This is a genomic window from Streptomyces bauhiniae, from assembly GCF_004784475.1.
Taxonomy (GTDB): domain Bacteria; phylum Actinomycetota; class Actinomycetes; order Streptomycetales; family Streptomycetaceae; genus Streptomyces; species Streptomyces seoulensis.
Genome location: NZ_SRRT01000007.1, coordinates 246247 through 270955, shown reverse-complemented (window position 1 = coordinate 270955; position 24709 = coordinate 246247). Strand labels below are relative to the sequence as shown.

The 24709-nt window shown below is 73.4% G+C and carries 21 protein-coding genes; 10 read left to right on the top strand and 11 right to left on the bottom strand.

The window, feature by feature from the left end; genetic code table 11:
• The first annotated feature begins 99 nt into the window (after positions 1–99).
• Entirely contained in the window at positions 100–1485 is a 1386-nt protein-coding gene (locus E5083_RS23910) for an NsdA family TPR-like regulatory protein (RefSeq protein WP_135787758.1), read from the top strand.
• Positions 1486–1612: 127 nt separating this feature from the next.
• Positions 1613–3097: a hypothetical protein gene (locus E5083_RS23905; RefSeq protein ID WP_135787757.1), complete on the top strand. Its 1485-nt coding sequence runs from the start codon at positions 1613–1615 to the stop codon at positions 3095–3097.
• Between the two features lie 21 nt (positions 3098–3118).
• Here E5083_RS23905 and E5083_RS23900 read toward each other — a convergent pair whose 3' ends face one another.
• Positions 3119–4435: an ABC transporter substrate-binding protein gene (locus E5083_RS23900; protein WP_167513613.1), complete on the bottom strand. Its 1317-nt coding sequence runs from the start codon at positions 4433–4435 to the stop codon at positions 3119–3121.
• A 117-nt stretch (positions 4436–4552) separates the two neighbouring features.
• On the opposite strand from E5083_RS23900, the gene E5083_RS23895 reads away from it, so the two are divergent.
• Together E5083_RS23895 and purU are read left to right on the top strand one after the other, a co-directional pair.
• Positions 4553–5053 (top strand): SCO4402 family protein, encoded by a 501-nt coding sequence (locus tag E5083_RS23895; protein WP_135787756.1) that lies wholly within the window; start codon positions 4553–4555, stop codon positions 5051–5053.
• Between the two features lie 70 nt (positions 5054–5123).
• A complete protein-coding gene (purU, locus tag E5083_RS23890) occupies positions 5124–6017 on the top strand; it encodes a formyltetrahydrofolate deformylase (protein ID WP_135787755.1) in 894 nt (297 codons plus the stop codon).
• A gap of 91 nt (positions 6018–6108) precedes the next feature.
• Here purU and E5083_RS23885 read toward each other — a convergent pair whose 3' ends face one another.
• Complete coding sequence (locus E5083_RS23885; RefSeq protein ID WP_135787754.1) at positions 6109–7299, bottom strand: maleylpyruvate isomerase N-terminal domain-containing protein; 1191 nt, start codon at positions 7297–7299, stop codon at positions 6109–6111.
• Positions 7296–7868 carry an RNA polymerase sigma factor gene (locus E5083_RS23880; protein WP_135787753.1) on the bottom strand — a complete coding sequence of 191 codons (573 nt, stop codon included), beginning with the start codon at positions 7866–7868 and terminating at the stop codon, positions 7296–7298. Before E5083_RS23880 ends, E5083_RS23885 begins: the two co-directional genes overlap by 4 nt.
• Before the next feature lie 338 nt (positions 7869–8206).
• On the opposite strand from E5083_RS23880, the gene E5083_RS23875 reads away from it, so the two are divergent.
• Together E5083_RS23875 and E5083_RS23865 are read left to right on the top strand one after the other, a co-directional pair.
• Positions 8207–8587, top strand: a complete 381-nt coding sequence (locus E5083_RS23875) for an STAS domain-containing protein (RefSeq protein WP_135787752.1) — start codon at positions 8207–8209, stop codon at positions 8585–8587.
• 500 nt (positions 8588–9087) lie between these two features.
• The gene (locus E5083_RS23865) at positions 9088–9582 is read left to right on the top strand and encodes an ATP-binding protein (protein WP_135787750.1); all 495 of its coding nucleotides are present in this window, start codon (positions 9088–9090) and stop codon (positions 9580–9582) included.
• Between the two features lie 258 nt (positions 9583–9840).
• Here E5083_RS23865 and E5083_RS23860 read toward each other — a convergent pair whose 3' ends face one another.
• Positions 9841–10857 (bottom strand): GlxA family transcriptional regulator, encoded by a 1017-nt coding sequence (locus E5083_RS23860; protein ID WP_135787749.1) that lies wholly within the window; start codon positions 10855–10857, stop codon positions 9841–9843.
• A 71-nt stretch (positions 10858–10928) separates the two neighbouring features.
• Here E5083_RS23860 and E5083_RS23855 point away from each other — a divergent pair, with 71 nt between their 5' ends.
• Positions 10929–12224 carry an MFS transporter gene (locus tag E5083_RS23855; protein WP_135787748.1) on the top strand — a complete coding sequence of 432 codons (1296 nt, stop codon included), beginning with the start codon at positions 10929–10931 and terminating at the stop codon, positions 12222–12224.
• Here the strand turns inward: E5083_RS23855 and E5083_RS23850 are convergent.
• Positions 12221–13399 (bottom strand): flavin-containing monooxygenase, encoded by a 1179-nt coding sequence (locus E5083_RS23850; RefSeq protein ID WP_135787747.1) that lies wholly within the window; start codon positions 13397–13399, stop codon positions 12221–12223. The genes E5083_RS23855 and E5083_RS23850 overlap by 4 nt on opposite strands.
• Positions 13400–13565: 166 nt before the next feature.
• Here E5083_RS23850 and E5083_RS23845 point away from each other — a divergent pair, with 166 nt between their 5' ends.
• Entirely contained in the window at positions 13566–14423 is an 858-nt protein-coding gene (locus E5083_RS23845) for a GNAT family N-acetyltransferase (RefSeq protein ID WP_135787746.1), read from the top strand.
• 6 nt (positions 14424–14429) lie between these two features.
• Here E5083_RS23845 and E5083_RS23840 read toward each other — a convergent pair whose 3' ends face one another.
• Complete coding sequence (locus E5083_RS23840) at positions 14430–15098, bottom strand: pyridoxine/pyridoxamine 5'-phosphate oxidase (RefSeq protein WP_135787745.1); 669 nt, start codon at positions 15096–15098, stop codon at positions 14430–14432.
• A 114-nt stretch (positions 15099–15212) separates the two neighbouring features.
• The gene (locus E5083_RS23835; RefSeq protein WP_135787744.1) at positions 15213–15860 is read right to left on the bottom strand and encodes a TetR family transcriptional regulator; all 648 of its coding nucleotides are present in this window, start codon (positions 15858–15860) and stop codon (positions 15213–15215) included.
• 123 nt (positions 15861–15983) lie between these two features.
• Here E5083_RS23835 and kbpA point away from each other — a divergent pair, with 123 nt between their 5' ends.
• Both kbpA and afsK read left to right on the top strand, forming a co-directional pair.
• Positions 15984–16712, top strand: a complete 729-nt coding sequence (gene kbpA / locus E5083_RS23830) for an AfsK-binding protein KbpA (RefSeq protein ID WP_135787743.1) — start codon at positions 15984–15986, stop codon at positions 16710–16712.
• A 193-nt stretch (positions 16713–16905) separates the two neighbouring features.
• Positions 16906–19260 carry a protein serine/threonine kinase AfsK gene (gene afsK / locus E5083_RS23820; protein ID WP_135787741.1) on the top strand — a complete coding sequence of 785 codons (2355 nt, stop codon included), beginning with the start codon at positions 16906–16908 and terminating at the stop codon, positions 19258–19260.
• Between the two features lie 116 nt (positions 19261–19376).
• Here afsK and E5083_RS23815 read toward each other — a convergent pair whose 3' ends face one another.
• From E5083_RS23815 to E5083_RS23800, 4 genes are all read right to left on the bottom strand, one after another.
• A complete protein-coding gene (locus E5083_RS23815; RefSeq protein ID WP_135787740.1) occupies positions 19377–19568 on the bottom strand; it encodes a hypothetical protein in 192 nt (63 codons plus the stop codon).
• Between the two features lie 225 nt (positions 19569–19793).
• Positions 19794–22733: an SARP-family global regulator AfsR gene (gene afsR / locus E5083_RS23810; protein WP_135787739.1), complete on the bottom strand. Its 2940-nt coding sequence runs from the start codon at positions 22731–22733 to the stop codon at positions 19794–19796.
• Between the two features lie 145 nt (positions 22734–22878).
• The gene (locus E5083_RS23805) at positions 22879–23661 is read right to left on the bottom strand and encodes an ABC transporter permease (protein WP_135787738.1); all 783 of its coding nucleotides are present in this window, start codon (positions 23659–23661) and stop codon (positions 22879–22881) included.
• Positions 23658–24677 carry an ATP-binding cassette domain-containing protein gene (locus tag E5083_RS23800; protein WP_208754132.1) on the bottom strand — a complete coding sequence of 340 codons (1020 nt, stop codon included), beginning with the start codon at positions 24675–24677 and terminating at the stop codon, positions 23658–23660. The genes E5083_RS23805 and E5083_RS23800 overlap by 4 nt, the downstream gene beginning before the upstream one ends.
• Positions 24678–24709 lie beyond the last annotated feature (32 nt).

Here is a 24709-nt window from a genome sequence, read left to right as displayed (position 1 = left end):
CGCACAAGTCGCGCATTGACGCTATGTCGACTGGGAAGTGATCTGCAGACCGGAACGACCAGTGATCTTCACGCTCCAGGGGTTCGCAGGGGGTAGCGCATGGCCGCGAGGCCGCTAGTGGCGAGGCAGCCGAACGAACGGCTGCAGGCACTCATCCAGGAAGCGGGGTGCTCGAACGCGGGGCTGGCCCGGCGCGTCAACATGTGCGGCGCCGAGCACGGACTCGACCTGCGCTACGACAAGACGTCCGTGGCCCGCTGGCTGCGCGGCCAGCAGCCGCGCGGACGCGCCCCGGCGATCATCGCGGAGGCGCTCGGCCGCAAGCTCGGCCGTACGGTCACGATCGACGAGATCGGCATGGCCAACGGCAAGAACCTCGCCTCCGGCGTGGGCCTGCAGTTCTCGCCGACGGTCCTCGGGGCCATCGAGCAGGTCTGCGAGCTGTGGCGCAGCGACGTGGGGCGGCGGGACTTCCTGTCCGGCTCCTCGGTCGCCGCCTCCGCGCTGGTCGAGCCCAGCCGGGACTGGCTGATCTCGGCGCCGGACGCCCAGGTGGCCCGGCAGGCGGGCCCGCGCGTGGGCCAGGCCGACGTGGCGGCGGTGCGCTCGATGACCCAGGCGCTGGTCGACCTCGACCACCAGTACGGCAGCGGGCATGTGCGCCCGGTCGTCGTGCACTACCTCAACAGCGTGGTCTCCGGGCTGCTCGCGGGCTCGTACCGGGAGGCGGTCGGGCGTGAACTCTTCGCCGCCGTCGCCCGGTTGACCGAGCTGGCCGGGTACATGGCGGTCGACACCGGCCAACCGGGCCTGGCCCAGCGGTACTACATCCAGTCGCTGCGCCTGGCGCAGGCGGCCGGGGACCGGGGGTACGGCGGCTATGTGCTGGCCGCCTCCATGAGCCACCTCGCCGCCGAGCTCGGAAACCCGCGCGAGATCGCCCAGTTGGCGCGCGCCGCGCAGGAGGGCGCCCGTGGCCGGGTCACCCCGCGCGCGGAGTCGATGTTCCACGCGGCCGAGGCGCGCGGGCACGCCGTACTGGGCGATGTGCGCGCCGCGCAGGCGTCCGCCGGGCGGGCCATCGCGGCGCTGGAGCGGGCGGACGCCGCCGACGGGGACGACCCGGTGTGGATCGCCCACTTCGACGAGGCGTATCTGGCCGACGAGTTGGCGCACTGCCACCGTGACCTAGGGCAGGCCGAGGCCGCCGCGAGATACGCCCGGCAGGCGCTGGAGCGGCATCCCGTCGCGCGGGCCCGGCGCCGGGCCATCGGCTATGTGCTCCTCGCCACGGCCCAGGTGCAGCAGCGCGAGATCGAGCAGGCGTGCGGCACCGGCATGAAGGCGGTGGAGCTGCTGGAGACGCTCCGCTCCGAGCGCGGCACCGAGTATCTGGAGGACCTCCAGCAGCGGTTGCAGCCCTTCCGGGACGAGGCGGTGGTACGGGAGTTCGGGGCGCGACTCGACGTCCGGCAGGCGGCCTGAGCAGTCGGTGCGTCCGAGTGCCCTTGTGGGAAAGGGCACTCGGGCGCTGAGCTGCGTGGCACCGGGCTCCGCGGACCCGGTAGCGTGAGCCGACGATTCCGAACGTCCTTCAATCGTAGGAGTCCCGGTGACGCAGAGTGGACAGGGCGATGAGCCCTCGGCGCGACCCGCGCACGAAGGCATCGTGCTGCCCTCCGACGGAGGGGAGCCCCTGTTGCCGGGCATGACGGGGACACCCGCGGTGCCCCCCGGCGGCCAGCCCTGGGGCGGCTCCTGGGGCCCCGGCCAGGACCAGCAGCAGCCCCAGCACCAGCAGGGCCAGTACCAGCAGCACCAGCAGGGCCAGGGCTGGCCCCCGGCCGCCGCGCAGGAGTGGCAGACCCCGCAGCAGCCGTCCGGCCCCGGCCCGATGCCGCCCGAGGGACCCGCGTACGACGCGCAGGGCTACGGCGGCGCGCAGCCCTACCCCCAGCAGCACCAGGGGTACGGCAACGACGGCTATCCGCAGCAGGCCGCGCCGCTGCCGCCGATGGACGAGGCGGCCACCCAGTTCATGCCGCCCGTGGGCCCCGGCCAGGGTCCCGAGGGCGCGACCCAGTACCTCCCGCCGGTCCCCTCCGGCGGCGCCGACCAGGCCGCGACGCAGTACATACCCCCGGTGGCGTCGGGCGCGCTGCCGCCCGAGGCCACCGGCAACGACGGCCCCCACGGCTACCCGCAGCAGCCGGCGGACGAGGCGGCCACCCAGTACATCCCGCCCTACCAGGCCGGTGCCGACGGCGCCGACCGGCAGCCGCCCGCCGAGTTCGACAACCTCTTCCGGGGCAACCAGTACGGCGCCGACACGGCCCAGGGCTCGACCCAGCAGATGCCGCGCGTCCCGGCCCCGGACCCGCGTCCGCCGGCGCCCATGGTCTCGGCCCAGCCCGCCTACCGGCCGCCGATGGACCACGACGACGACGGCGGACGGCGCGGCGGCGGCCGTACCGGTTCGCGGGTGCCGCTGATCGCGGCCGTCGGCGTCGGCATCGTCGTCCTCGGCATCGGCGCGGGCGCCCTGCTCAGCGGCGGCGGGGACGACGGCGACGACAACCGGCCGGTCGCCTCCACCACCCCGGCCAGCGAGAAGCCCTCGCCGTCCGCGTCGGCCGCCGACCCGGCGCAGCCGCAGGCGGCCGAGCTGGACAGGCTGCTCGCCGACAGCGGCAACAGCCGCAGCGCCGTGATCCAGTCGGTCGAGCGCATCAAGCAGTGCAAGGACCTCGACCAGGCTGCCTCCGACCTGCGCGGCGCCGCCAAGCAGCGCGCCGACCTGGTCACCCGGCTCGGCAAGCTGTCCGTGGACAAGCTGCCGGACAACGCCGAGCTGAACGCGGCGCTGACCGCCGCCTGGCGGGCGTCGGCCGCGGCCGACAACCACTACGCGGTCTGGGCCGGGCAGGCCAAGAGCAAGAAGGTCTGCGTCAAGGGCCACGCCCGCTCGACCAACCACAGCCAGGCCGGCAACGCCCAGAGCGGTACCGCCAGCGCCCAGAAGGCGAAGGCGGCCCAGCTCTGGAACGCCATCGCCACCAAGTACGGGCTCACCACCCGCCAGCCGACCCAGCTCTGAGGTCCGGGCGCGGACGGGGCCTCAGCCCACGTCCGCGCTCTCCAGCGTCCGCGTCATGTCACCGTCCGAGGCGGCCCCCGTGCCACCCGGCCGGACGGCGGTGAGCTTGCCGTCCCGGACCACCTGGAGGGTGACGTCGGCGTTGACCAGGCGCGGGAAGCCGACCGCCGAGAGCCGGGTCTCGTCCGGCCAGTGCAGGGTCGGGGTCAGTCCGCCGGTGGACACCTTCAGCCCGCCGTCCAGGGTGTGGCGGACCGCGTCCGGGGTCACGTCGCCGTCGCCGATCCGCTCCAGCACGGCCCGCAGCACGGTGTAGGCGATCCAGGTGGTCTGCACCCCGGCGTCGGCCGGGTCGATGCTGTTGTCGCCGAACGCCTCCTCGCTGATCACCTGCTTCATCGGGTTCCAGCGCGGATCGGACGCCACCGGGTACCAGCCGGTGATGTACGCCCCCTCGTACGGGCCCGAGGCACCGCCGGTCGCGTTGATCTCCGTCTGGTCGACGCTGCCCAGCACGGTCGCCGTACGGACCGGGGCGAAGTCGGCGCGGGCGCGGCGGAAGGAGTCCATGAACGTGTCCGTGCGGTCCCCGAGCGCGGGCACCACGCACCCCTTGCGCGCCGGGTCGGCGGTGGCGCCGCGCAAAGCCCGGTCGGCCTCGGCCCCGTACTCGGTGGCGTCCTCGGCGGCGAGCTGGTCGGTGGCCGCCGGGTGGCCGCCCGCCTTGAGGCCCGAGTCGAGCAGCGCGGGCAGCTCGTCCCCGGCGATGCTGTCCGGCCGTACCAGCGCGACCGGTCCGCAGCCCGCCGCGAGCGCCTGGCCGAGCCCCGCGAGCAGCGCGGGCTGGCCGCCGTTGACCGGGTAGGAGTACGGGCCGGTGAACTCGTCGCTGGTGACGCCGTAGCCGCCGATGTAGGGGATGCCGGCGCTCTCCAGCGGGGCGAGGAAGGAGTCGCCGAACTGGCTGTAGGAGCCGACGACCGCGACCACGTTCTCCGCCGCCGCGCGCCGGGCGCACTTGGCGGCGCCCACGCTGTCGTTGTGCTCGTTGCAGGTCAGCACGGTGAGCGTGCGGCCGCCGACCCCGCCGTGCCTGTTGAGCCACTTCGCGTAGGCGCGGGCCATCGCGGGCATGCCGGGCTTGTTGGTGGCGCCGGTGTTCTGCGGCGCCCAGGTCATCACCCTGACCGTGCCGTCCCCGGCGCCGCCCGTGCCGGGCACGGTCCCGCAGCCGGCGGTCAGCACGGCACAGACGGCCAGCGCGCCCGCGTACCGGGCGGCCCGCCGCGGCCGGGGGGAGGAGGGGGAGCTGTCGGGGGTGTGTCGCCTGCCGGTCATGGGCCGCCACGATTCCCGCACATCGCCAACCGGGGAGTGACGCCCGGTCGACCAGGGGTGACACGGGGGTGAACACCGGGGGCGGATGTGGCTGATGTTGTGCGGAACGTACGATCGATGACCGTGCAAGGTTCGGAGAACTCTTCCCGTCGCGGCCGTCGCTCCTCCACCATGGGCGGCATGCCGCTAAACGACATGCCGTGGTGGCGCTGGCGCTGCAACGTGCGCTCCGCGCTGCACATGCTCTCCGACCCGGCCTTCCAGCGCGACGTCTGGCTCGCGGGCGTGGAGGGGTACGGGGACGTCACCGACGCGGTCTACCGGCTGGTGGAGGACACCTGGCTGGACAACTGGTCGGCCGAGAAATACGTCGGCACCATCTTCCGGGACTCCCAGGAGGCGGCGCTGGTGGACACCGCCGTGCTGCGGGTGCTGCGGATCATGCACCAGGTCGGCCCGGACGCCCCGGTCGCCGTCTACCTGGAGCACCCGCAGTGGCCGGAGGCGGTACGAGCCGCGCAGGACGCCCATCTGCGCCTCGCCGCCAGCGACGGCGACGACCCGGCGGCGGTCCCGCGCAGCCTGGAGGCGCTGCGCATCCTGACGACGGCCATCTGAGGGTCCGCTCGGCGTCCGGCTGCCGGACACGGGCCCCGGCCGGGCTGTCCGGCGTGAGATCGTGTAGTGCATGAACGAGCAGCCCAGCCGCGCCGCCGCCCCGGCCGACACCTCGGCGGACCAGTACGTCCTCACCCTCTCCTGCCCGGACAAAAAGGGCATCGTGCACGCCGTGTCGAGCTACCTCTTCATGACCGGCTGCAACATCGAGGACAGTCAGCAGTTCGGCGACCACGACACGGGTCTGTTCTTCATGCGCGTCCACTTCTCGGCGGAGGCCCCCGTCACGCTGGAGAAGCTGCGGGCGAGCTTCGCCGCGATCGGTGACTCCTTCCACATGGACTGGCAGATCAGCCGGGGCGACCAGAAGATGCGGATCGTGCTGATGGTCAGCAAGTTCGGGCACTGCCTGAACGATCTGCTGTTCCGGGCCAGCATCGGGGCGCTGCCGGTGGAGATCGCGGCCGTGGTGTCCAACCACACGGACTTCGAGGAACTGGTGGGGTCGTACAACATCCCCTTCCACCACATTCCGGTGACGCGGGACACCAAGGCGCAGGGGGAGGCGCGGCTGCTGGAGCTGGTGCGGGAAGAGGGGGTCGAGCTCGTTGTTCTCGCGCGGTATATGCAGGTGCTCTCGGATGATCTCTGCAAGGCGTTGAGTGGGCGGATCATCAATATCCACCACTCTTTCCTGCCTAGCTTCAAGGGGGCCAAGCCTTATCACCAGGCTCATGAGCGGGGGGTCAAGCTGATCGGGGCGACCGCGCATTATGTGACCGCTGATCTTGATGAGGGGCCGATCATCGAGCAGGAGGTTGAGCGGGTGGGGCATGACTCGACGCCGGACCAACTGGTGGCCATCGGGCGGGATGTGGAGTGTCAGGCGTTGGCTCGGGCGGTCAAGTGGCATGCCGAGCGGAGGATTCTTCTCAACGGGCGCCGGACCGTCGTTTTTGCTTAGGTGATTCGGCGGGTGCGGGTGCGTCGTGGCTTGTCGCGCAGTTCCCCGCGCCCCTGAGGTGGGCATGGTTCACCGGCGTCCCAGAGGTGCCCTACATGCGGCTCAGGGATGCTGTTGCCGTCAGTACGTCTCTGATCGCCTTCCTGTCGCCCCTCTGGCCCGCTGTCGTTTCCTCCGGGGTCAGGTGGCCTGCTGCCAGGCGGCAGAATTCGACTCCGTCCAGGGCGACGTGGGCGACCTCGTGTTCGGGGGTGGGGTCCGACGGGGAGTCCAGGGGGATGAGCCATTGGCCGCCTGCGGCGCCCTCGATCTCCAGGCGGAGGCTGCGGCCGGGGGTGGCCGGCGGGGCGGTGCCTCGGTGGGCGGCGACCGCCAACGGGAGCATGCGGGCGGCGAGTTCGATCATGCGGCTCAAGTGCCGCTGGGCGGGCGGGTCGTAGGGATAGTCGACCGCCTTGGCGATGTCCTCCGCGTGCACCCAGCACTCGAAGGCGCGGTCCACCATCGCGTCCCGCAGGGGCAGCGTGAAGTCGCCGTAGCCCACCGGGAATCCGCCCGCGCCGCCGGTGAAGGAGACCGTGCGCAGCAGTTGGTGGCTCTGGTCCCGCCAGCGGGCGCGTACCGCGCGGGTCTGCGGGAAGTGCGAGGCGCGCCAGAACGCCTCGGTCCGCCCGGCGGGCCCGGCAGCGCCGCGTACGTCCGGCTCGGCCTTGGCGACGGCGTCGGTCAGCGGGTCCTCCAGGCCGAGCGCGGTCGCCACCATGCCGTCGACCGACAGCAGATGCGCGATCACCCCGGCGACCGTCGTACGACGGGTGGCGGGCACGCCCGACTCGAACCAGCGCAGCCGTACCGGGGTGTGCCACTCGGCGTCGCCGAAGTCCCGGAGCAGCGCGTCGAGGCGGGCGGTCTCCGCGTCGTACGAGGCCGCCCAGTCGGGGACCGGGATGCGGGGCGGGCGGCGGCGCAGGCAGTTCTCCAGCACCCGGTTGCGCAGGGTCGGGTCCACCTCCAGGCTCTCCGGGCGGTGCAGCAGGCCGACCGCCTCGCGCAGCCGCCGCGCCTCGTCCGCGCAGGCCCCGCACTCGCCGAGGTGCTCCTCCACCGCGTCCGTCTCCGCCGTGGAGCAGGCGGCCAGCGCCCAGGCGCCGAGCAGGGAGCGCAGCACCTCGTGCGGGAGGTCGAGCCGCTCGGGCCCGGCGGGGGAGCGGGGCGGGGGCACGCGCTCGGCCGCGCCGTCCGTGGGTCCGTCCGGCGCCTTGGCGTGGTGCGGGTCGGTCATCGCGCACCCCCGAGTCCCGGCGGCGCCCCGGTGTCGTGGGCGGTGGAGAGGAGTTGCAGGCCGAGACGGAGCCGGCGGCGGGCCTCGTCCTCGGTGACGCCGAGGTCGGCGGCGGCCTGGCGGTAGTCGCGCCGCTGGAAGTAGGCCAGCTCCAGGGCGGCCCGCAGCGGATGCGGCATCGAGTGGGCGATGTAGTCGGCGCGGGCGGCGACGGAGGCGTGCCGCACCCGGCTCTCCAAGGCGGCCAGTTCCTCCGGGGAGTCGCCGCCGAGCGCGGCCGTCTCGGTCTCGCGCAGCTTCTGCACGGCCAGCCGCTGGGTGGTCGCGGCGATCCAGGTGCGCAGCGGGCCCTGCCGGTGGTCGTAGGTGTCGGGGTGCTCCCAGACGTGGGCGAAGACGTCGCGCGTGACGGCGGCGGCGGCCGTGTCGTCGCTCAGCACGCGGTGCGCGAGGCCCTGCACCAGGGAGGCGAACCGGTCGTACAGCTCGCCCAGGGCGGCGGCCTCACCGCGCGCGAGCCGCTGCTGCATCGTGCGGTCCCAGCGGGGCGGTACGTCCTTGGCCGGCATGCGGTTCCTCCCCTCGCCGTGTCCAGGGTGTGCCCGGCTTCCCCTCGAATGTAGTCGGCACGCCTGACGGTGCACGCCCCTTTGTGTCAATGCGCGCCCCTGGCAGCGTCGCAGGTGATAGGGGTCTCTTCACACCGTCTTCACTTATCTCAAGCCCATCTCCGATCGAAGTACGATCGAACCCGATCGACAGTGACCGAAACAAGCCCTATGTCGATCCCTCCGCGGTTTGCGGTTCCGTGTTTCAGGGAAACGGCCGCTGGGCAGCCGCGCGGAAAGAACCGAAGGAACTGCTTCCATTTCCGGGTGGTTCCGCAAGATCCGCCGAGCGGAGAGGTGTGGCCGTGGCTTTCGAAGTGACCGGCACCGAACGGGGCGAGTGGGCCGTGCTCCAGGTGGCCGGCGAACTGGACCTGGTGACCTCGCCCGTGCTGCGGCAGCGGGTGCACGACGTGGTCGCCGAGGGGAACCACAGCCTGGTCCTCGATCTCTCCGAGGTCTTCTTCTGTGACTCCAGCGGGGTCGGCGTGCTCATCGCGGCCCGCAGGCTGATCCGCTCCTGCCAGGGCAGGCTGCGGCTGATCCTGCCCGACCGGGGCGCGGAGGACGGCTCGCACGTGAACCGGGTCCTCGGCGCGCTCGGGGTGCGCCGCCTCTTCGACGTGCGCCCGGACGTCGAGGCCGCCACCGCCGACGAGGCGGGATCGCTGTCGGCCTGAGCGCCGGCACTGCCGAGGTGAGCGCCCTCGGTGCCACGATTCATGGCCATGGATGTCGCGGATCGTGGCGAAAATGGGTCACGCAGCGTGGAGATGATTTCCGTACTCCGACGGTGACTCGTCACGGCCCGGAGTCGGACGGCCGCTCGGGTACCTTGGGTCGAATGCGAGTGACCGCGACCGCGAGTGCCACCAGCAGGGCCCCGCGCGCCGCCTGTTCGACTCCCCGGCGCGTGCGTCGCACAGTATGCCGCACGAGTACTCCTTCGCGCGGGAATATGCCCGAAGCGCTTGTTGGGGTGACTGTACGTCAACCATGCTGTCCCGTAAGGGAATCACGTTCCGTAACGCTTGCTCTGGCCGTTGTTCTGGCCATGCAGAAAATGGCTACGATCGTGGCCCTCGTCGTGCGGTTCGTCGCGGTTCGCGCCGCGGCGGCGGGTCGTCGTGCGGTCATGTGTCCGCCGGTTCGGATGGTGTGAGCGGTGCAGGTGCTTCAAGTGACGCTGGAGATCCGGCCCGACCCCGAAGAGGTGGGGCGGGCGAGGAAGTGGGCCCGGTCGCGGCTCGCCGGGCTGGGCATAGCGGCCGACGAGCCACTGGCCGAGACGCTGATCCTGCTCGTCTCCGAGCTGGTGACCAACGCGGTGGTGCACACCGGACGCCCGGCCCTGCTGCGGCTGTCGCTGCCCGGCGGCCCGCCGCCCGCGACGCCCGCCGGTGCGGAGCCCGCGGCCTCGGTGACGGTCCGGCTGGAGGTGGCCGACGCCAGCTCGCGCGCGCCCGTGCCGCGCTGCGCCGGGCGCGAGGCCACCGGCGGCCGGGGGCTCGCCCTCGTCGACTGTCTCGCCGACCGCTGGGGCTGGAGCCCCGAGGGCGCCGGCAAGAGCATCTGGTGCGAACTGGACCGCTGTTCCCAGCCCCGTGAGGGCGCCGCCCCGGCGTACGGGGTCCAGGCGGCCGCCTACGAGGATCTGCTCTTCGAAGCGTTCTAGCCAAGTTCGCCCGTCTTCAGAGGGGGGCGTGCGCCGGGTGTGCTTCCGTGCGCGCCCGGCGTGAAGTGGGCATAGGGCATGAATCGCCGTACCGGTGTTGACGGGTGGTACGCGCGTTGCGGAGGCTTGGGGACGGCGATTCGCCGCGAGGGGACGGCGAGGGCATGCGGGGGTGAGTCCTCGTCGAGTGTGGGTCGCACCGGCCGGTGGTGACGGGGGCAAGGGGGGACGCGCCGCCGGCCGGTCCGCCGCCCGTGCTCACGCCCCGGCGGTGGCGCCCGCCCGGAAGGTGCGCCGGTAGGCGGTCGGCGTCACGCCCAGCGCCTGCTGGAGATGCTGGCGCATCGACTGCGCCGTGCCGAACCCCGCGTCCCGTGCGACCTGGTCCACCGAGAGATCCGTCGACTCCAGCAACTGCCGCGCCAGCTCGACCCGTTGCGCGGTGAGCCACTGCCCCGGACTCACCCCGGTCTCCTCGCGGAAACGCCGGGTGAAGGTCCGTACCGACATCGCCTCCCGCTCGGCGAGGTCCCGCAACTGGAGCGGTTCGTGCAGCCGGCCGAGCGCCCAGGCGCGGGCGGCCGTGGTGGTGGCCAACTGCGGCTCGGGCAGCGGGCGGTGGATGTACTGCGCCTGTCCGCCGTCCCGGTGCGGGGGGACGACCATGCGGCGGGCCACGTCGTTGGCGACCGCCGTGCCGTGGTCGCGGCGCACCATGTGCAGGCACAGGTCGATCCCGGCCGCGACCCCCGCCGAGGTGAGCACGTCGCCGTCGTCGATGAACAGCACATCGGCGTCCACCCGGACCTCGGGGAACAGCTCCTGGAACCGGTCGGCGTCGGCCCAGTGGGTGGTCGCCGGGCGCCCGTCGAGCAGACCGGCGGCGGCGAGGACGTACACGCCGACGCAGATCGAGGCGAAGCGGGTGCCGGGGCGTACGCGGGCCAGGGCGGCGGCGAGTTCGGGGGTGAGCCGTCCCTCCTCGAAGACCGGGCCGAGTTCGTAGGACGCCGGGACGAGCACCGTGTCCGCCGTCGCCAGCGCCTCCGGGCCGTGCGGTACGTCCACCGCGAAGTCGGCGCTGGTCTCGACCGGGCCCGGCGGGCGGACGGAGCAGGTCACCACCTCGTACAGCGGGCGGCCGTGGGCATCCGTGGGGCGGCCGAAGATGCGGTGGGGGATGCCGAGTTCGAAGGGGATCAGGCCGTCCAGGGCGAGGACGGCGACGCGGTGCGGGCGGAACTCGCCGTCCACGGGCGGGATCTCAGCGGTCATGGCCCGATCCTAGCGAACACTGTCCTTCGGGCCACTCGTTGCGCACGGGCGGTGCCGGGACTCTGGAGCACGTGACTCAGACCCGTCCCGCTCCCGCCCCCGTCCAGGACGCACCACGCCGCCGGCGTGTGCACCGCGCCTGGTCCGTCGCCGCCGTCACCTTCGTCACGATCATCGGCGCGGCCGCCTTCCGCTCCCTGCCCGGCCTGCTGATCGACCCGCTGCACGCGGAGTTCGGCTGGTCGCGCGGCACCATCGGCGCGGCCGTCTCCGTCAACCTCGCGCTCTACGGGCTCACCGCGCCGTTCGCCGCCGCGCTGATGGACCGGTTCGGCATCCGCCGGGTCGTCGCCGTCGCGCTGACCGTGATCGCGCTCGGCGCCGGGCTCACCGTGTGGATGACGGCGCCCTGGCAACTCATCCTCTGCTGGGGCCTGTTCGTCGGGCTGGGCTCGGGGTCGATGGCGCTGGCGTTCGCCGCGACCGTCACCGGGCGCTGGTTCACCGAGCGGCGCGGGCTGGTCACCGGCATCCTGACCGCCGCGTCCGCCTCCGGGCAGCTCATCTTCCTGCCGCTGCTGGCCTGGATCGTGGAGAACCACCGCTGGCGCCCGGCCGCCGTCACGGTCGCGCTGGCCGCGCTCGCCGTCGTCCCGTTCGTCTGGCTGCTGCTGCGCGACCACCCGGCCGACGTGGGCCTCAAGCCGTACGGCGCCACGGAGTTCGTGCCCAAGCCGCCGCCGGTGACCGGGGCCGCGCGCAGGGCGCTCACCGTGCTGGCCTCCGCCGTGCGCACGGGGCAGTTCTGGCTGCTCGCGGGCAGCTTCGCCATCTGCGGGGCGTCCACCAACGGGCTGATCCAGACCCACTTCGTGCCCGCCGCCCACGACCACGGGATGCCGGTACCGGCGGCGGCCTCGCTGCTCGCGGTGATCGGGGTGTTCGACGTGCTCGGCACCATCGCCTCCGGCTGGTTCACCGACCGCTTCGACTCCCGGCGGCTGCTCGCCGTCTACTACGCGCTGCGCGGCATCTCGCTGCTGTTCCTGCCGATGCTGCTGGGTCCGGCCGTGCAGGTGCCGATGGTGTTCTTCATCGTCTTCTACGGCCTGGACTGGGTCGCCACCGTCCCGCCCACCCTGGCGCTGTGCCGGGAGCGGTTCGGGGACGACAGCGCGATCGTCTTCGGCTGGGTGCTGGCCTCGCACCAGATCGGCGCCGCCGTCATCGCCTGGCTCGGCGGCTTCGCCCGCGACGTCTTCGGCAGCTACGACATGGTCTGGTACGCGTCCGGGTCGCTGTGCGCGGCGGCGGCGCTGATGTCGCTGGTGATCCGGCGCCGGCCCGCGGTAGTGGCGGTCGCTTAACGCAGGCGCCGAGCCACCGACTTGGCGATCTTCTCCGCGTCGATCGCCAGCTCGCGGAACATGCCGCTGATGGGGTTGGTGAACCCGGTGAAGTACAGGCCGGGGGCGTCCTTCGGGGTGCGGGCGCCGTGGACGGTGGGCCGCCCGCGCTCGTCCAGCACGCCCAGGTGGCCCACCAGGGAGTCCAGGCCCCGGCTGTACCCGGTCGCCGCGATCACCGCGTCCGGCGCGATCCGGGTGCCGTCGGCGAGGGCCACCTTGCCGTCCTCGAACCCCTCGACGGCGGCCACGATCTCCACCTTGCCGGTGCGTACCGCGTCGATCAGGCCGACGTCCTGCACGGGGATCGCGCCCTGCCGGACCCTGCTGTACAGCCCGGCCTCCGGACGCGGCAGCCCGTGCGCGGAGAGGTCCGGGGTGCTGACGCGGGCCAGAGGCCGGGCGAGCCGGTCCACCAGCCGCACCGGCAGCCTGCGCACCACGATCCCGGTGTACTGGGCCGCCCAGCCGGCCGTGGAGCGGCGCACGATGTGCGGCGCGGTCCGTACCGCCAGCCGTACCCGCGAGGCACCGCCCGCCACCAGGTCCACGGCGATCTCCGCCCCGGTGTTGCCGACCCCGACCACCAGCACGTCCCGGCCCTCGTACGGCTTGGCGTTCCGGTACGACGAGGCGTGCAGCAGCTCGCCCTCGTAGCCCTCCGCGCCGGGCCACTCCGGCAGGCGCGGGGTGTGGTTGTGGCCGGTGGCGACCACCACGGCCGCGCCGGTCAGCTCGCGCCCGCCGGAGGCGTGCAGCAGCCAGCCCGCGCCGTCCTGAGCCTTCTCCACCCGGAACACCTCGACGCCGGTGACGATCTCCAGCTCATGGTGTTCGGCGTACTTCTCCAGGTACCGGACCACGTCGTCCCGCGCCACCCACCGCCCGAACCTGCGCGGTATCGCCAGGCCCGGCAGCGCCGACAGCCGCCGGGTGGTGTGCAGCCGGAGCCGGTCGTAGTGCCGCCGCCAGGACGCGCCCACCCGGTCGCTCTTCTCCAGCACCACCGCCCGCACCCCGCGCGCCCGCAACGCGTACGCGACCGCAAGACCGCCCGGACCCGCCCCGACGACATAGACGGGACGGTCGGCGGGGGTCGCGGAGAGGTCCGTGAACGAGGGACGCGAGTCGGCCATGGCGCGAGCGTATTCACCCACCCGATTGATGGGTCTCGGTCAAGACCGGAATCGGTTGCGGATTGATCACGGCTGTGTACGGCATGGGGACAGACCGTGCCGGAACGCCCGCGCCGCGAGCGAAATCCCCACGCTTGAGGGGGAGTCCGGGACTGAAGATGGGCACATGGAGCCACGCGACTGGCAGTTGACCGACGACCTCGCCGAATTCCGGCGCGCCGCAGAGGACTTCCTGCACTCCAGACCGGCCCTGCACACCGTCACGCTCACCGTCGCCGGGGCGCTGCGCACGCGCGGCCCCTACGCCCACGGCTCCGAACCGCCCTACTTCGGCGTGCTGCGCGACCCGGACGGCTCTGTCCGGGCGACCCTGCTGCACACCCCGCCCCGCCCCCTCCAGCTCACCCCCCTCGACCCGGAGGACGCGGCGGCGCTGGCCGACCGGCTCGCGGAGGCGGGCCACCAGGTCCCCGGCGTCTGGGCCGAGCGGGAGACCGCCGCTGCCTTCGCCACCGCCTGGCAGCGGTGCACCGGTACGACCGCCGAGCAGTCCGAGCGTCAACGCCTCTACCGGCTGGCCGAGTTGACCCCGCCCGAATCCACCCCTCCGGGCCGGGCCCGCGTGGCGGACGCGGCCGACCGGGAGCTGCTGGCGCGCTGGTACGTGGAGTTCGCTGCGGACACCGGCGGGCGGATACTCCAGGACCCCGCCGAGTGGGCCGACTCCCGCCTCGCGCACGGCGGCGCCACCCTCTGGGAGACCCCGGACGGCACCCCCGTCTCCCTCGCCGGGAACCTGCCGGAGAGCGCCGGGCAGATCCGGGTGGCCCCCGTCTACACCCCGGCCGCCCTGCGCGGCCACGGCTACGCGGGCGCGGTCACCGCCGAGGTGAGCGGACGGGCGGCGGCGACCGGGGCCGAGGTGCTGCTCTTCACCGACCTGGCCAACCCGGTCTCCAACCGGCTCTACCGGCGGCTCGGGTACCGCCCGGTCGCCGACTTCGCCACCTGGACGTTCGCCTGACGTCCCTCACGGCCACAGCAGCCGCCGCTCCCACCCGAACTCCGTGCGCCGGTACTCCAGCCGGACGTGGCGGCGGTCGGGGTCGCCCTGGAAGAACTCCACCGAGCGGGGATGGAGGCGGTAGAGGGACCAGGTGGGGGCCGGGGCCGTGGGGTCGTCGTGGGCCCGGGTCCAGGCGTCCTCGGAGGCCCGGCGCAGCTCCTCCAGCGAGTCCAGGTCCTCGCTCTGCCGGCCGGTGAGCGCGGCGGCGAGGGCGCCGGTGGAGCGGGCCTGGAGGTCGGCCTGCGCGTCCTCGGCGGGGGCGGCCGTGACCGGGCCGCGGACGCGGACCTGGCGGCCCAGCGCGGGCCAGTAGAAGGCGAGGGCGGCGTACGGGTTGGCGATCAGGTCGCGGCCCTTGCGGCTGGTGGAGTGGGTGCCGAAGGTCCAGCCGTCGGCGTCGGCGCCGTGCAGCATCACGATCCGCACGTCCGGCCGGCCCTCCGCGTCCGCCGTCGCCAGCGACATGGTGTGCGGCTCCGGCTGGCCCGCCCGTGCCGCGTCGGCCAGCCAGGCGGTGAACAGGGGCAGCGGGGTCGGGGGAGCGGTGTCCGGGTCGAAGGGCCGCAGCTCGGTGGTGTCCGGGGACCAGACCTTCAGGGAGCGCAGCAGTCCGTCGAGTTCGTCGTGTGCCATGCGCCGAGTATCCGACGCCGCGTCCCTGCCCGGACACGGCGACAGGCGGTGGTCCACGCCGAGGTGGACCACCGCCTGCCAGACAGGACTTGGGGCCGGTGCGGGTGCCGGTCGCTACTTCGTGGGCTTCTTGCCGGTCACTCCCAGATAGATCAGCAGCGCCAGGTTCGGCTTGATCTCGGCCTGCTTCACACCCCAGGCGGTGAAGCCCTTCTGGTGGGCCGCGACCGAGGACAGCATGGTGACCAGGGAGCCGGCGATCGCCGCCGGGTTCACGTCCTTGTCCACCCGGCCCTTGGACTGCAGCTCGGTGATCGCCTCGGAGAGGGAGCCGTTCACCGCGTTCAGGATCTTCATCCGCAGCTTGTTGAACCGCTTGTCGCCCTCGGCCGCCGCCAGGTCCACCACGCGCAGGATCGCGTCGTGCCGCCGGTAGAAGTCCAGGAAGCCGTCCACCAGGTCCTGCGCGGTCTGCCACCCCGCCTTGCCGGTCCAGGTGCGCCCGGCCAGCAGCTCGGTCAGCTCGGCGCTCTCGGCGGCCATCGAGTCGGCGATCTCCAGGACGGCACCCTCGACGTCCGGGAAGTACTGGTAGAAGGTCGCGGGCGAGGTGCCCGCCTTCCGCGCGACATCGATGACCTTGACATCTCGGTACGGGGAGGAGCTGAGCATCTCGCTGAGGCAGTCGAGCAGCTTCTGCCGGGTCGCCTGCCCACGCCGGCCGGCCACCCGGCCGTCGACGGTACGCACTTGTCCTGTCATGCCGTCAGCTTACCGACGGGGGGCAGGAGCGCGATTCGGCCGACTGCAAATGGGGTGCGACCCCCGCCGAGGCAAGCTTTCCCTGGTCCTGCGGGGTGCGCGGGTCCCGGTTACTTTGACGACATGGCCGAAAACAGCGCATCGATGTACGGAGAGGGCACCCCCTGCTGGGCGGACGCCCAGCTCCCCGACGTCGAGGCGGGCAAGCGGTTCTACGGCGAGCTGTTCGGGTGGACCTTCGACGGCGAGGACGCCCCCGGCGCCTCCGTCTGGGCCCGGCTGGACGGCGAACCGGTCGCCTCGCTCGCGCCCAAGACCGACGGCCGGATGCCCACCGTCTGGACGGTGTACTTCGCCACCCCGGACGCCCGCGCCCTGACCGCCAGGATCACCGACGCCGGGGGCCGCCTGATCTCCGGCCCCTTCGCGGTGGCCGACCTCGGCGCCGCCGCGCTGGTCACCGACCCCGAGGGCGCGGTGTTCGGGCTGTGGCAGTCCGACGGCCACCGGGGCTTCGGACGCCGCCGGGAGCCGGGCGCCTTCGTGTGGACCGAGCTGTACACCCCCGACCCCGCCGCCGCGAACACCTTCTACGGCGACCTCTTCCACGAGGCCCTCTTCGGCTCCGGCGCCGAGCCCGACTTCGGCCGCGCCCTGATCACCGACGTCTTCCCGGCCGAGATGCCCGCGCACTTCCTGGTGCACTTCCGCGTCGGCGACCTCGACGCCGCCCTCGCCACCGTGCGGCGGCTCGGCGGCCGGGTCCAGGTGCCGCCCTTCGACGCGTCGTACGGACGGGTGGCGGTCGTCACGGACAATCAAGGGGCGTCCTTCGCGCTGCTGACCCGGTGACGGGACGGAAGCGGGGGCGGTGAAATGACGGGATAGGGCACGAGACACCCCGATTCGCCACCGGGTTCGCAACCGGCCGCCCGGCCAGGAAGAATCGGGGTGCGTGCCGCCAGGGCGGTGCGGTGGTGAGACGCTGCACTTCGGTCGCGTCCAAAGGCGGAAGACGCGGCTCGTACGGGGAGGTGGCAGGCAAGTGGTGGATCAGCTTACGCAGCACGATCCGCGGCGGATCGGGCCGTTCGAGGTGCTGGGCCGGCTGGGCGCCGGCGGCATGGGGCTGGTCTATCTGGCGCGCTCGGCGTCGGGGCGGCGGGTGGCCATCAAGACGGTCCGCACGGAGCTGGCCGAGGACCAGCTCTTCCGGGTCCGCTTCACCCGCGAGGTGGAGGCGGCCCGCGCGGTCTCCGGCTTCTACACGGCCGCCGTCGTCGACGCCGACCCGCGCGCTGCGGTGCCCTGGCTGGCCACCGCGTACGTCCCCGCGCCCTCGCTCGAGGAGATAGTGAACGACTGCGGGCCGCTCCCGGCCCAGGCGGTGCGCTGGCTCGCGGCGGGCGTGGCCGAGGCGCTCCAGTCCATCCACGGCGCGGGCCTGGTCCACCGCGACCTCAAGCCGTCCAACGTGCTGGTGGTCGAGGACGGCCCCCGGGTCATCGACTTCGGCATCGCCTCCGGGGTGTCCAACACCCGGCTGACGATGACGAACGTCGCGGTCGGCACCCCCGCCTACATGTCGCCCGAGCAGGCCAAGGACTCCCGCAGCGTCACCGGCGCCAGCGATGTGTTCTCGCTCGGCTCCACCCTGGTCTTCGCCGCCACCGGACACCCGCCCTTCCACGGCGCCAACCCGGTCGAGACGGTGTTCATGCTGCTCCGGGAGGGCCCCGACGTCACCGGCCTGCCCGACGAGCTGCGCCCGCTGATCGAGGCGTGCATGCAGATGGAGGCGCCCGGCAGACCCTCCCCGGCCGACCTCCAGGCCCAGCTCGCCCCGCATCTGTTCGGCTCCGGCTCGGACGACTCCGGTACCGCCTCCGCCTGGCTGCCGGAGAAGGCCGTCGCCCTCATCGAGTCCCGCCGGGGCAGCCGTCCGCCCGCCAAGCCCGCCCCGCTGCCGCCCGGCCCGCGCAGTGGCGGCCGCCGGGCCGTGCCCCCGCCGCCGTCCTACGACCCGGTCGTCCCGGCGCCCGCCCCGGCCCCCGTGCCGTCCGGCGGCCCCGGCACCGGGCCGGTGCGGCTGGCCGGTCTGGAGGTGCCCATCGGGCCCGGCCCGCGCGTCGCCGACGCCCGCGCTGCCGCCGTGAAGGCGCCGCCGCCGGAGGCCGGCCTGGTGGCGAGCTGGTCCCGGCCGCGCCCCGGCGTCAACGGCGCCGACCCCGCCGTACCCCCGGTGCCGGCGCAGTTGCCGGAGACCTCGGCGGGCTGGCGGCCCTGGCGGTTCCGGATGTCCAACGACGTGTGGGGCACCCCGGCGGTCGACGGGGACCTGGTCTACGTCACCTCCTTCGAGGTGCACGCCCTGGACGTGGCCACCGGTCGGCGCCGCTTCAAGACGCGGGACGTGGCCTGGTCGATGGCGGTCGCGGACGGCCGTATCCACGCCTCCGACGGGCCCACCCTGTTCGCGCTGGACGCCCGCGAGGGCACCGACCTGTGGCGGCTGTCCACCGACGCCTGGGTGTACTCGCTGCACGCCGACCACGGCACGGTCGTCACCGGCACGCGCGGCGGCGGGGTCCAGGCGTGGGAGGCGGCGGCCGGGCGCAAGCTGTGGGAGATCTCCGGCTGCCAGACCGACTTCGAGTCGCCCGAGGCCGGCCCCGCCGTGCACGACGGCACGGTCTACGTCTGGCAGGACGCCCGGCTGCGCGCCCTGGAGGCCCGCACCGGCGACGAGCGCTGGTCGTACCCGATCGGCGACGCGGCCTCCTGCGGCGGGGTGCCCGTACGGGTGACCCCGGCGGCGGACGGCTATGTGTACGTCAGCGCGGGCAGCCGGGTCCTCGCCATCGAGGTGTCGACCGGCCGGGTGCGCTGGCACTTCGAGGCCCCGGCGGTGTTCCTGTCCCCGCCCGCCTTCGTGCCGGGCCCGGCGGTCACCGGCGGCGGGGTCTACCTCGCCGACTACCTCGGCACCGTCTACGCCCTGGACGCCACCGACGGCCGCGACCGCTGGCGCATCGCCACCGAGGCCCGCTCCTCGGTGGAACCGGTGCTGGTGGCGGCCGGGCATGTGCACGTGGGCAGCGGCAAGGGCCTGTACACGCTGGACGCGGTCACCGGCACGCCCAAGTGGCGCTTCCAGGCGGGCGGTGACGTGGTGGGCGCCCCCTCGGTCGCCGAGGGCCGTATCCACTTCGGCTCCACCGACCACCTGCTGTACACCCTGAAGGCCGACGACGGCCGGCTGCGCTGGAAGCTCGCCACCGGCGGCGAGATCACCGGCTCACCGGTCGTCAAGGACGGCGTGGTGTACGCGTGCAGCAAGGACCGGTGCGTGTACGCGCTGGACGCGGAGAAGGGCACCGGGACGGCCCGCACGACCTGAGGGCGCCCGGACATACGGAAACGGCCGGGTCCCCCGACCCGGCCGTTCCGTGTTCCCCCGTGAGTCGCGGCGGCTCCCCCTCCGCTCCGCCGCGCGCCCCCGTGCGTGTGGTGCGCCTAGCGCGGGTCGCCCACGGTGATGTGGCTCTCCAGCGTGGTGACGTCGTCCAGGTCGCCCTTGGCCTTCTTCTCGCCGGTGATGTGGCTCTCCTGCGGCGCCACCTCCGGGGCGGCCGCCGCCTTGGCGCCCTCACCGGTGATGTGGCTCTCCTGCGTGGTGACTTCGTCGGACTTCTTGGCGTCGCTCATCGACGTACTCCGTTGCTCTGAGGTGTGCTGTTGTGGCCGGGGCCGCCCGGCCGCTCCCCCGAGGGCTTCCGGACGGACCCGGTCACAGCCGGCCACCGCGTCAGCGGCCGACGGCACTACCGATCCGCCCGCCCCCGTGACGACGAATCGGCTGCGAGAAGACTGCACGGGCACGATAAACGAACGATGAACGCCGGGTCCCGCGCATTTCCGCGCGGGCCTCCCTCACCCGGCCGTCGCGGGTGACAGCAGCTCGCGCAAGGAGGCCGCCTCCGCCGAGCCCAGCCGGTCGTAGACGCTCAGCGCGTCCGTCCAGCAGGCGCGGGCCCGGTCCGTCTCGCCCAGCGCGTCCAGGGACTTGCCGAGCACGGTGAGCACGCCCGCCCGTCGCCAGTCGCCGCCCACGTGCAGCAGCACCGACAGCGACTGCTCGGCCAACGCCGCGGCCGCCGCCGGGCGTTCACCGAGCCGCACCTCGGCGAGCCGGAACAGCGTCATGCCCTCCCAGAGCCGCTGCCTGCTGTCCCGGAAGATGGTCAGCGCCTCGGAGAGCCGCGCCTCCGCCTCCTCCGCCCGCCCCGACTCGGCCAGCGCCAGCCCGAGCGCGTAACTCCCGTTCGCCAGGCGGACGGTGAGGCCCAGGTGCCGGTAGACGGCGACGCCGGACTCGGCCAGCTCCACCGCGCTGTCCACCCGCCCCATCGACAGGTGCACCCGCGACAGGTTGCACAGCGCGCTCGCCTCGCCCGGCAGGTTGCCGTCGGCGCGGTAGGCGGTGAGCGTGCGCTGAAGGTAGGTCTCGGCCTCGGCGTGCCGGCTGCGGTACGCGGCCACGATCCCGCGTTCGCTGGGCGCGTTGCAGTCGATCCACGGGTCCCCGGCCGCCCCGGCCAGCTCCACCGCGCGCTCGGCCTCCGCCTCCGCCTCGTCGAACCGGCCCGCGTTGAGGTGGACTTGGGCCAGCGTGGTGCGGGCCCGCCCCTCCACCAGCGCGTCCCCGGCCTCGGCCGCCGCGTCCCGGACGGTGGTGGCCGCCGCCCCGAACTGGTGGGCGTTGGCGCCCGATTCGGCGAGGTCCTTGGCGACGATCAGCAGATCCACCGCCCGGCGCAGACTGCCCTGGGCCACCGACTGCCGTACGCAGGCCAGCAGACAGTCGGCCTCCGCGTACAGCCAGTCCAGGGCGTCCTGGTGCCCGGCGAAGGACAGCCCCTCGTGGTCGTAGGGGTGCAGGTGCTCCACGGTCCGGTCGCCGGGGCGCTCGATGGCGTACACCCGCGCGGCCGTGGCCAGGTAGAAGTCCAGCAGCCGGGAGAGGGCTGCGGCCCGCTCGCCGGGCTCGTGCTCGTCCCGCTCGGCGCGGAGACGCGCGTAGAGCCGTACGAGGTCGTGGAAGCGGTAGCGGCCGGGGGCGGCCGACTCCAGCAGGGAGGTGTCGACCAGCGACTCCAGCAGGTCCTCGGTGTCCTCCGGGCCGAGGTCCAGCAGCGCGGCGGCGGCCGCCAGCGACAGGTCGGGGCCGTAGGCGAGGCCGAGCAGCCGGAACGCCCGCGCCTGGGCGGGTTCGAGCTGGCCGTAGCCCAGCTCGAAGGTGGCCTTGACCGCGAGGTCGCCGGCCTGCAGCTCGTCCAGCCGGCGCCGCTCGTCCGCCAGCTTGGCCGCGAGCACCGAGGTGGTCCAGGTGCGGCGGGCGGCGAGCCGGGAGGCGGCGATCCTGATGGCCAGCGGCAGGAACCCGCACGCGGCCACCACGTCCAGCGCGGCCTTCTTCTCGGCGGCGACCCGCTCCTCGCCCACGATCTTGGTGAACAGTGACAGCGCCTCCTCGGGCGACATCACGTCCAGGTCCACCAGATGCGCCCCGGCGAGCCCCACCATCCGCACCCGCGAGGTCACCAGCGCCGCGCACCCCTCGGTGCCGGGCAGCAGCGGTCTGACCTGCGCCGCGTCCTTGGCGTTGTCCAGCAGCACCAGCACCCGGCGTCCGTCCAGCACCGACCGGTACAGCGCGGCCCGCTCCTCCAGCGATTCCGGCACCGCCGAGTCCGCCGTGCCGAGCGCCCGCAGGAACGAGCCGAGCACCGTCTGGGGCTCCGCCGGGCGGGGGCCCGCTCCCTGGAGGTCGACGTAGAGCTGGCCGTCGGGGAAGGCGGCCCGCGCCCGGTGGGCCACGTGCACCGCGAGGGTGGTCTTGCCGACGCCGCCGATCCCGGCCAGCGCGGAGACCGCCATCACCCGGCCCTCCGCCTCCGAGGCCGACGCCAGCACGTCGCTCAGCTCGGTCACGAACGCGGACCGGCCGGTGAAGTCCGGCACCGAAGCCGGGAGTTGGGCGGGACGTACGAGGACGACGGGAGGTTCCTCGGCGGCGGACGAGGGCTCCGCGAGCGCCGGGTCGGCCCGCAGGATGCGCTGCTGGAGGTCGCTGAGCCCCGGACGCGGGTCCACGCCCAGCTCCTCGGCGAGCAGCCGCCGGGTGTCCGCGTACACCGCCAGCGCCTCCGCCTGGCGGCCGCTGCGGTACAGGGCCAGCATCAGCAGCTCGCGGAAGCGTTCGCGCAGCGGGTGCTCGGCGGTCAGTGCGGTCAGTTCGGAGACGGACTCGGCGTGACTGCCCTGCTCCAGGTCCATGTCCAGCCGGGACTCGAGGAGTTGGAGCCGCCACTCCTCCAGCCGGACCCGCTGGGCCTCCGCGTACGGGCCGGGTACGCCCGCCAGGGCCTCGCCGTCCCACAGCGCCAGCGCCCGGTTCAGCGACTCGCGCGCCTCGCCCAACTCCCCGGCGCCGCGCGCCTTCTCGGCCTTGGCGGCGAGTTCCTGGGCGACGACGAGGTCCAGCGGGGCGAGCGTCCGGATGGCGTACCCGCTGGACTCGCTGACCAGGACGCCGGGTTCGAGCACCTTGCGCAGCCGGGACGCGTAGGTCCGGACGGCCGCGAGCGCCCTGGGGGGCGGTTCGGTCCCCCAGAGCGCGTCGATCAGTTCGGCCGCCGTGGCGGTACGGCCCTCGCGCAGCAACAGAGCGGCCAGCAGGGCGCGTTGCTGCGGAGAGCCGGTGGGCACCGGCGCTTCCCCGCGCCAGGCCCGCACCGGCCCGAGTACCCCGAACCGCAGCACGGCGGAACCGGAGACCCGCTGCTCAGGCATCCGCCGCCCAGCGTCCATGCGTTCGCCCCCTAGGCAATCCAACTTCCCGAGCCAGTTTGCCTTCTTCACGCCACTTGCGTCAGCCGTGCGAGACGCCGATCACAAGGCGGCGCGGGGGACTCCACAGAGTTTTTACACTCTCCGGGTCTTTCCCCGCTCCGGCTCAGCGCTTGGTGGTGCTGTTGAACAGCGAGCGGGACCAGAGGTAGCCGACCAGGGCGATCCCCGCACACCAGGCCAGCGAGATCCAGCCGTCGTTGCCGATGGCCGAGCCGGTGAGCAGACCGCGCAGGGTCTCGATCATCGGCGTGAACGGCTGGTGCTCGGCGAACCAGCGCAGCCCCGGCGACATCGACTCGGCCGGCACGAACGCGGAGCCCAGGAAGGGCAGGAACTGCACCAGCAGCGGCTTGTTGCTGGCGGACTCCACGGTCTTGGAGATCAGCCCGAGCGCCACCGACAGCCAGGTCACCGCGAACGCGATGGCCGCGAGGAACCCGGCCGCCGCCAGCCACTCCAGCGGGGACGCGTCCGGCCGGAACCCGAGGGCGAGCGCGACCCCGATCACCAGGACCAGGCTCACCATCGTCTGCAGGACGCTGCCGATGACATGCCCGGTCATGAACGAGGAGCGGGTGATGTTCATGGTGCGGAAGCGGTTGATGATGCCCTCGGTCATGTCCGAGCAGACCGCGATCGAGGTCGACATGGCCCCCGCCGCCACGCCCATCACGACCACACCGGGGACCAGATACTCCAGGTAGGCGTCCCGGCCGCCGCCCATCCCGCCGCCGATCGCGCCCCCGAAGGCGTACACGAACAGCAGCAGCATCAGGATCGGCAGCATCGAGCTGCCGAGCGAGACGGCCGGGTAGCGGACGGCGTGCTTGACGTTGCGCCGCAGCATCGTCATCGAGTCCTGCACGGCGTAGGTGAGGGTGCTCATCGCTGGGTCTCCTTGAGGGTGTCGTCGGCGCTGACGTGGAGCGGGGTGCCGGTGGTGCCCTGGCCGGTGAGCGCGAGGAACACGTCGTCCAGGTCGGGGGTGTGCACGGAGAAGCCGGCCGCCTGGACCCCGGCCGCGTCGAGCCGGTCCAGCAGGGCGCGCAGGGCGTCCAGGCCGCCGTCACCGGCCACCCGGAGGGCGAGGTTCTCGTCGTCCCGCGCGGCGCCGGGGAAGGCCGCTGCCGCGCGCTCGTACTCCTCGGGGCCGGTGAACCGCAGCCGGACGTGGGCGCCGGGGATGCGGGCCTTCAGCTCGTCGGCGGTGCCCTCGGCGACGATCCGGCCGCCGTCGAGGACGGCGATCCGGTCGGCCAACTGGTCGGCCTCCTCCAGGTACTGGGTGGTGAGGAAGACCGTGGTGCCGCCGGCGACCAGCGTGCGGACGGTGTCCCACATGGTGCGGCGGCTGCGCGGGTCGAGCCCGGTCGTCGGCTCGTCCAGGAAGATCACCTGGGGGTCGCCGACGAGGGTCATGGCGAGGTCGAGCCGCCTCCGCATGCCGCCGGAGAAGGTCGCAGCCCGCTTGTCCGCCACGTCCGCGATGTCGAACCGCTCCAGCAACTCCCTTGTGCGCTCCCGGCCTTCGCGCTTGCCGAGGCGGAGCAGGTCGGCCATGAGGAGGAGGTTCTCCTCGGCGGTGAGCAGGTCGTCCAGCGCGGCGAACTGGCCGGTGACGCCGATCGCGGAACGCACGCCGTCCGGTGCGGCGGTGATGTCGTGGCCCGCGATCCGGGCCTCGCCGCCGTCGGGAGCGACGAGGGTGGAGAGGATCTGGACGGTGGTGGTCTTGCCCGCGCCGTTCGGCCCGAGCAGGGCGAACACGGTTCCGGCGGGGATGGTCAGGTCGATGCCGTCCAGCACGGTCTTGTCGCCGTAGGACTTGCGCAGGCCGGTGACGGAGACGGCGGGGGTCTGTTCGGCGGCTGTTCTGGGCGTGGGCATGACAGATGACGGCATGGGGCCCTCCTGAGGGCGGGAGTGGGAAGAGG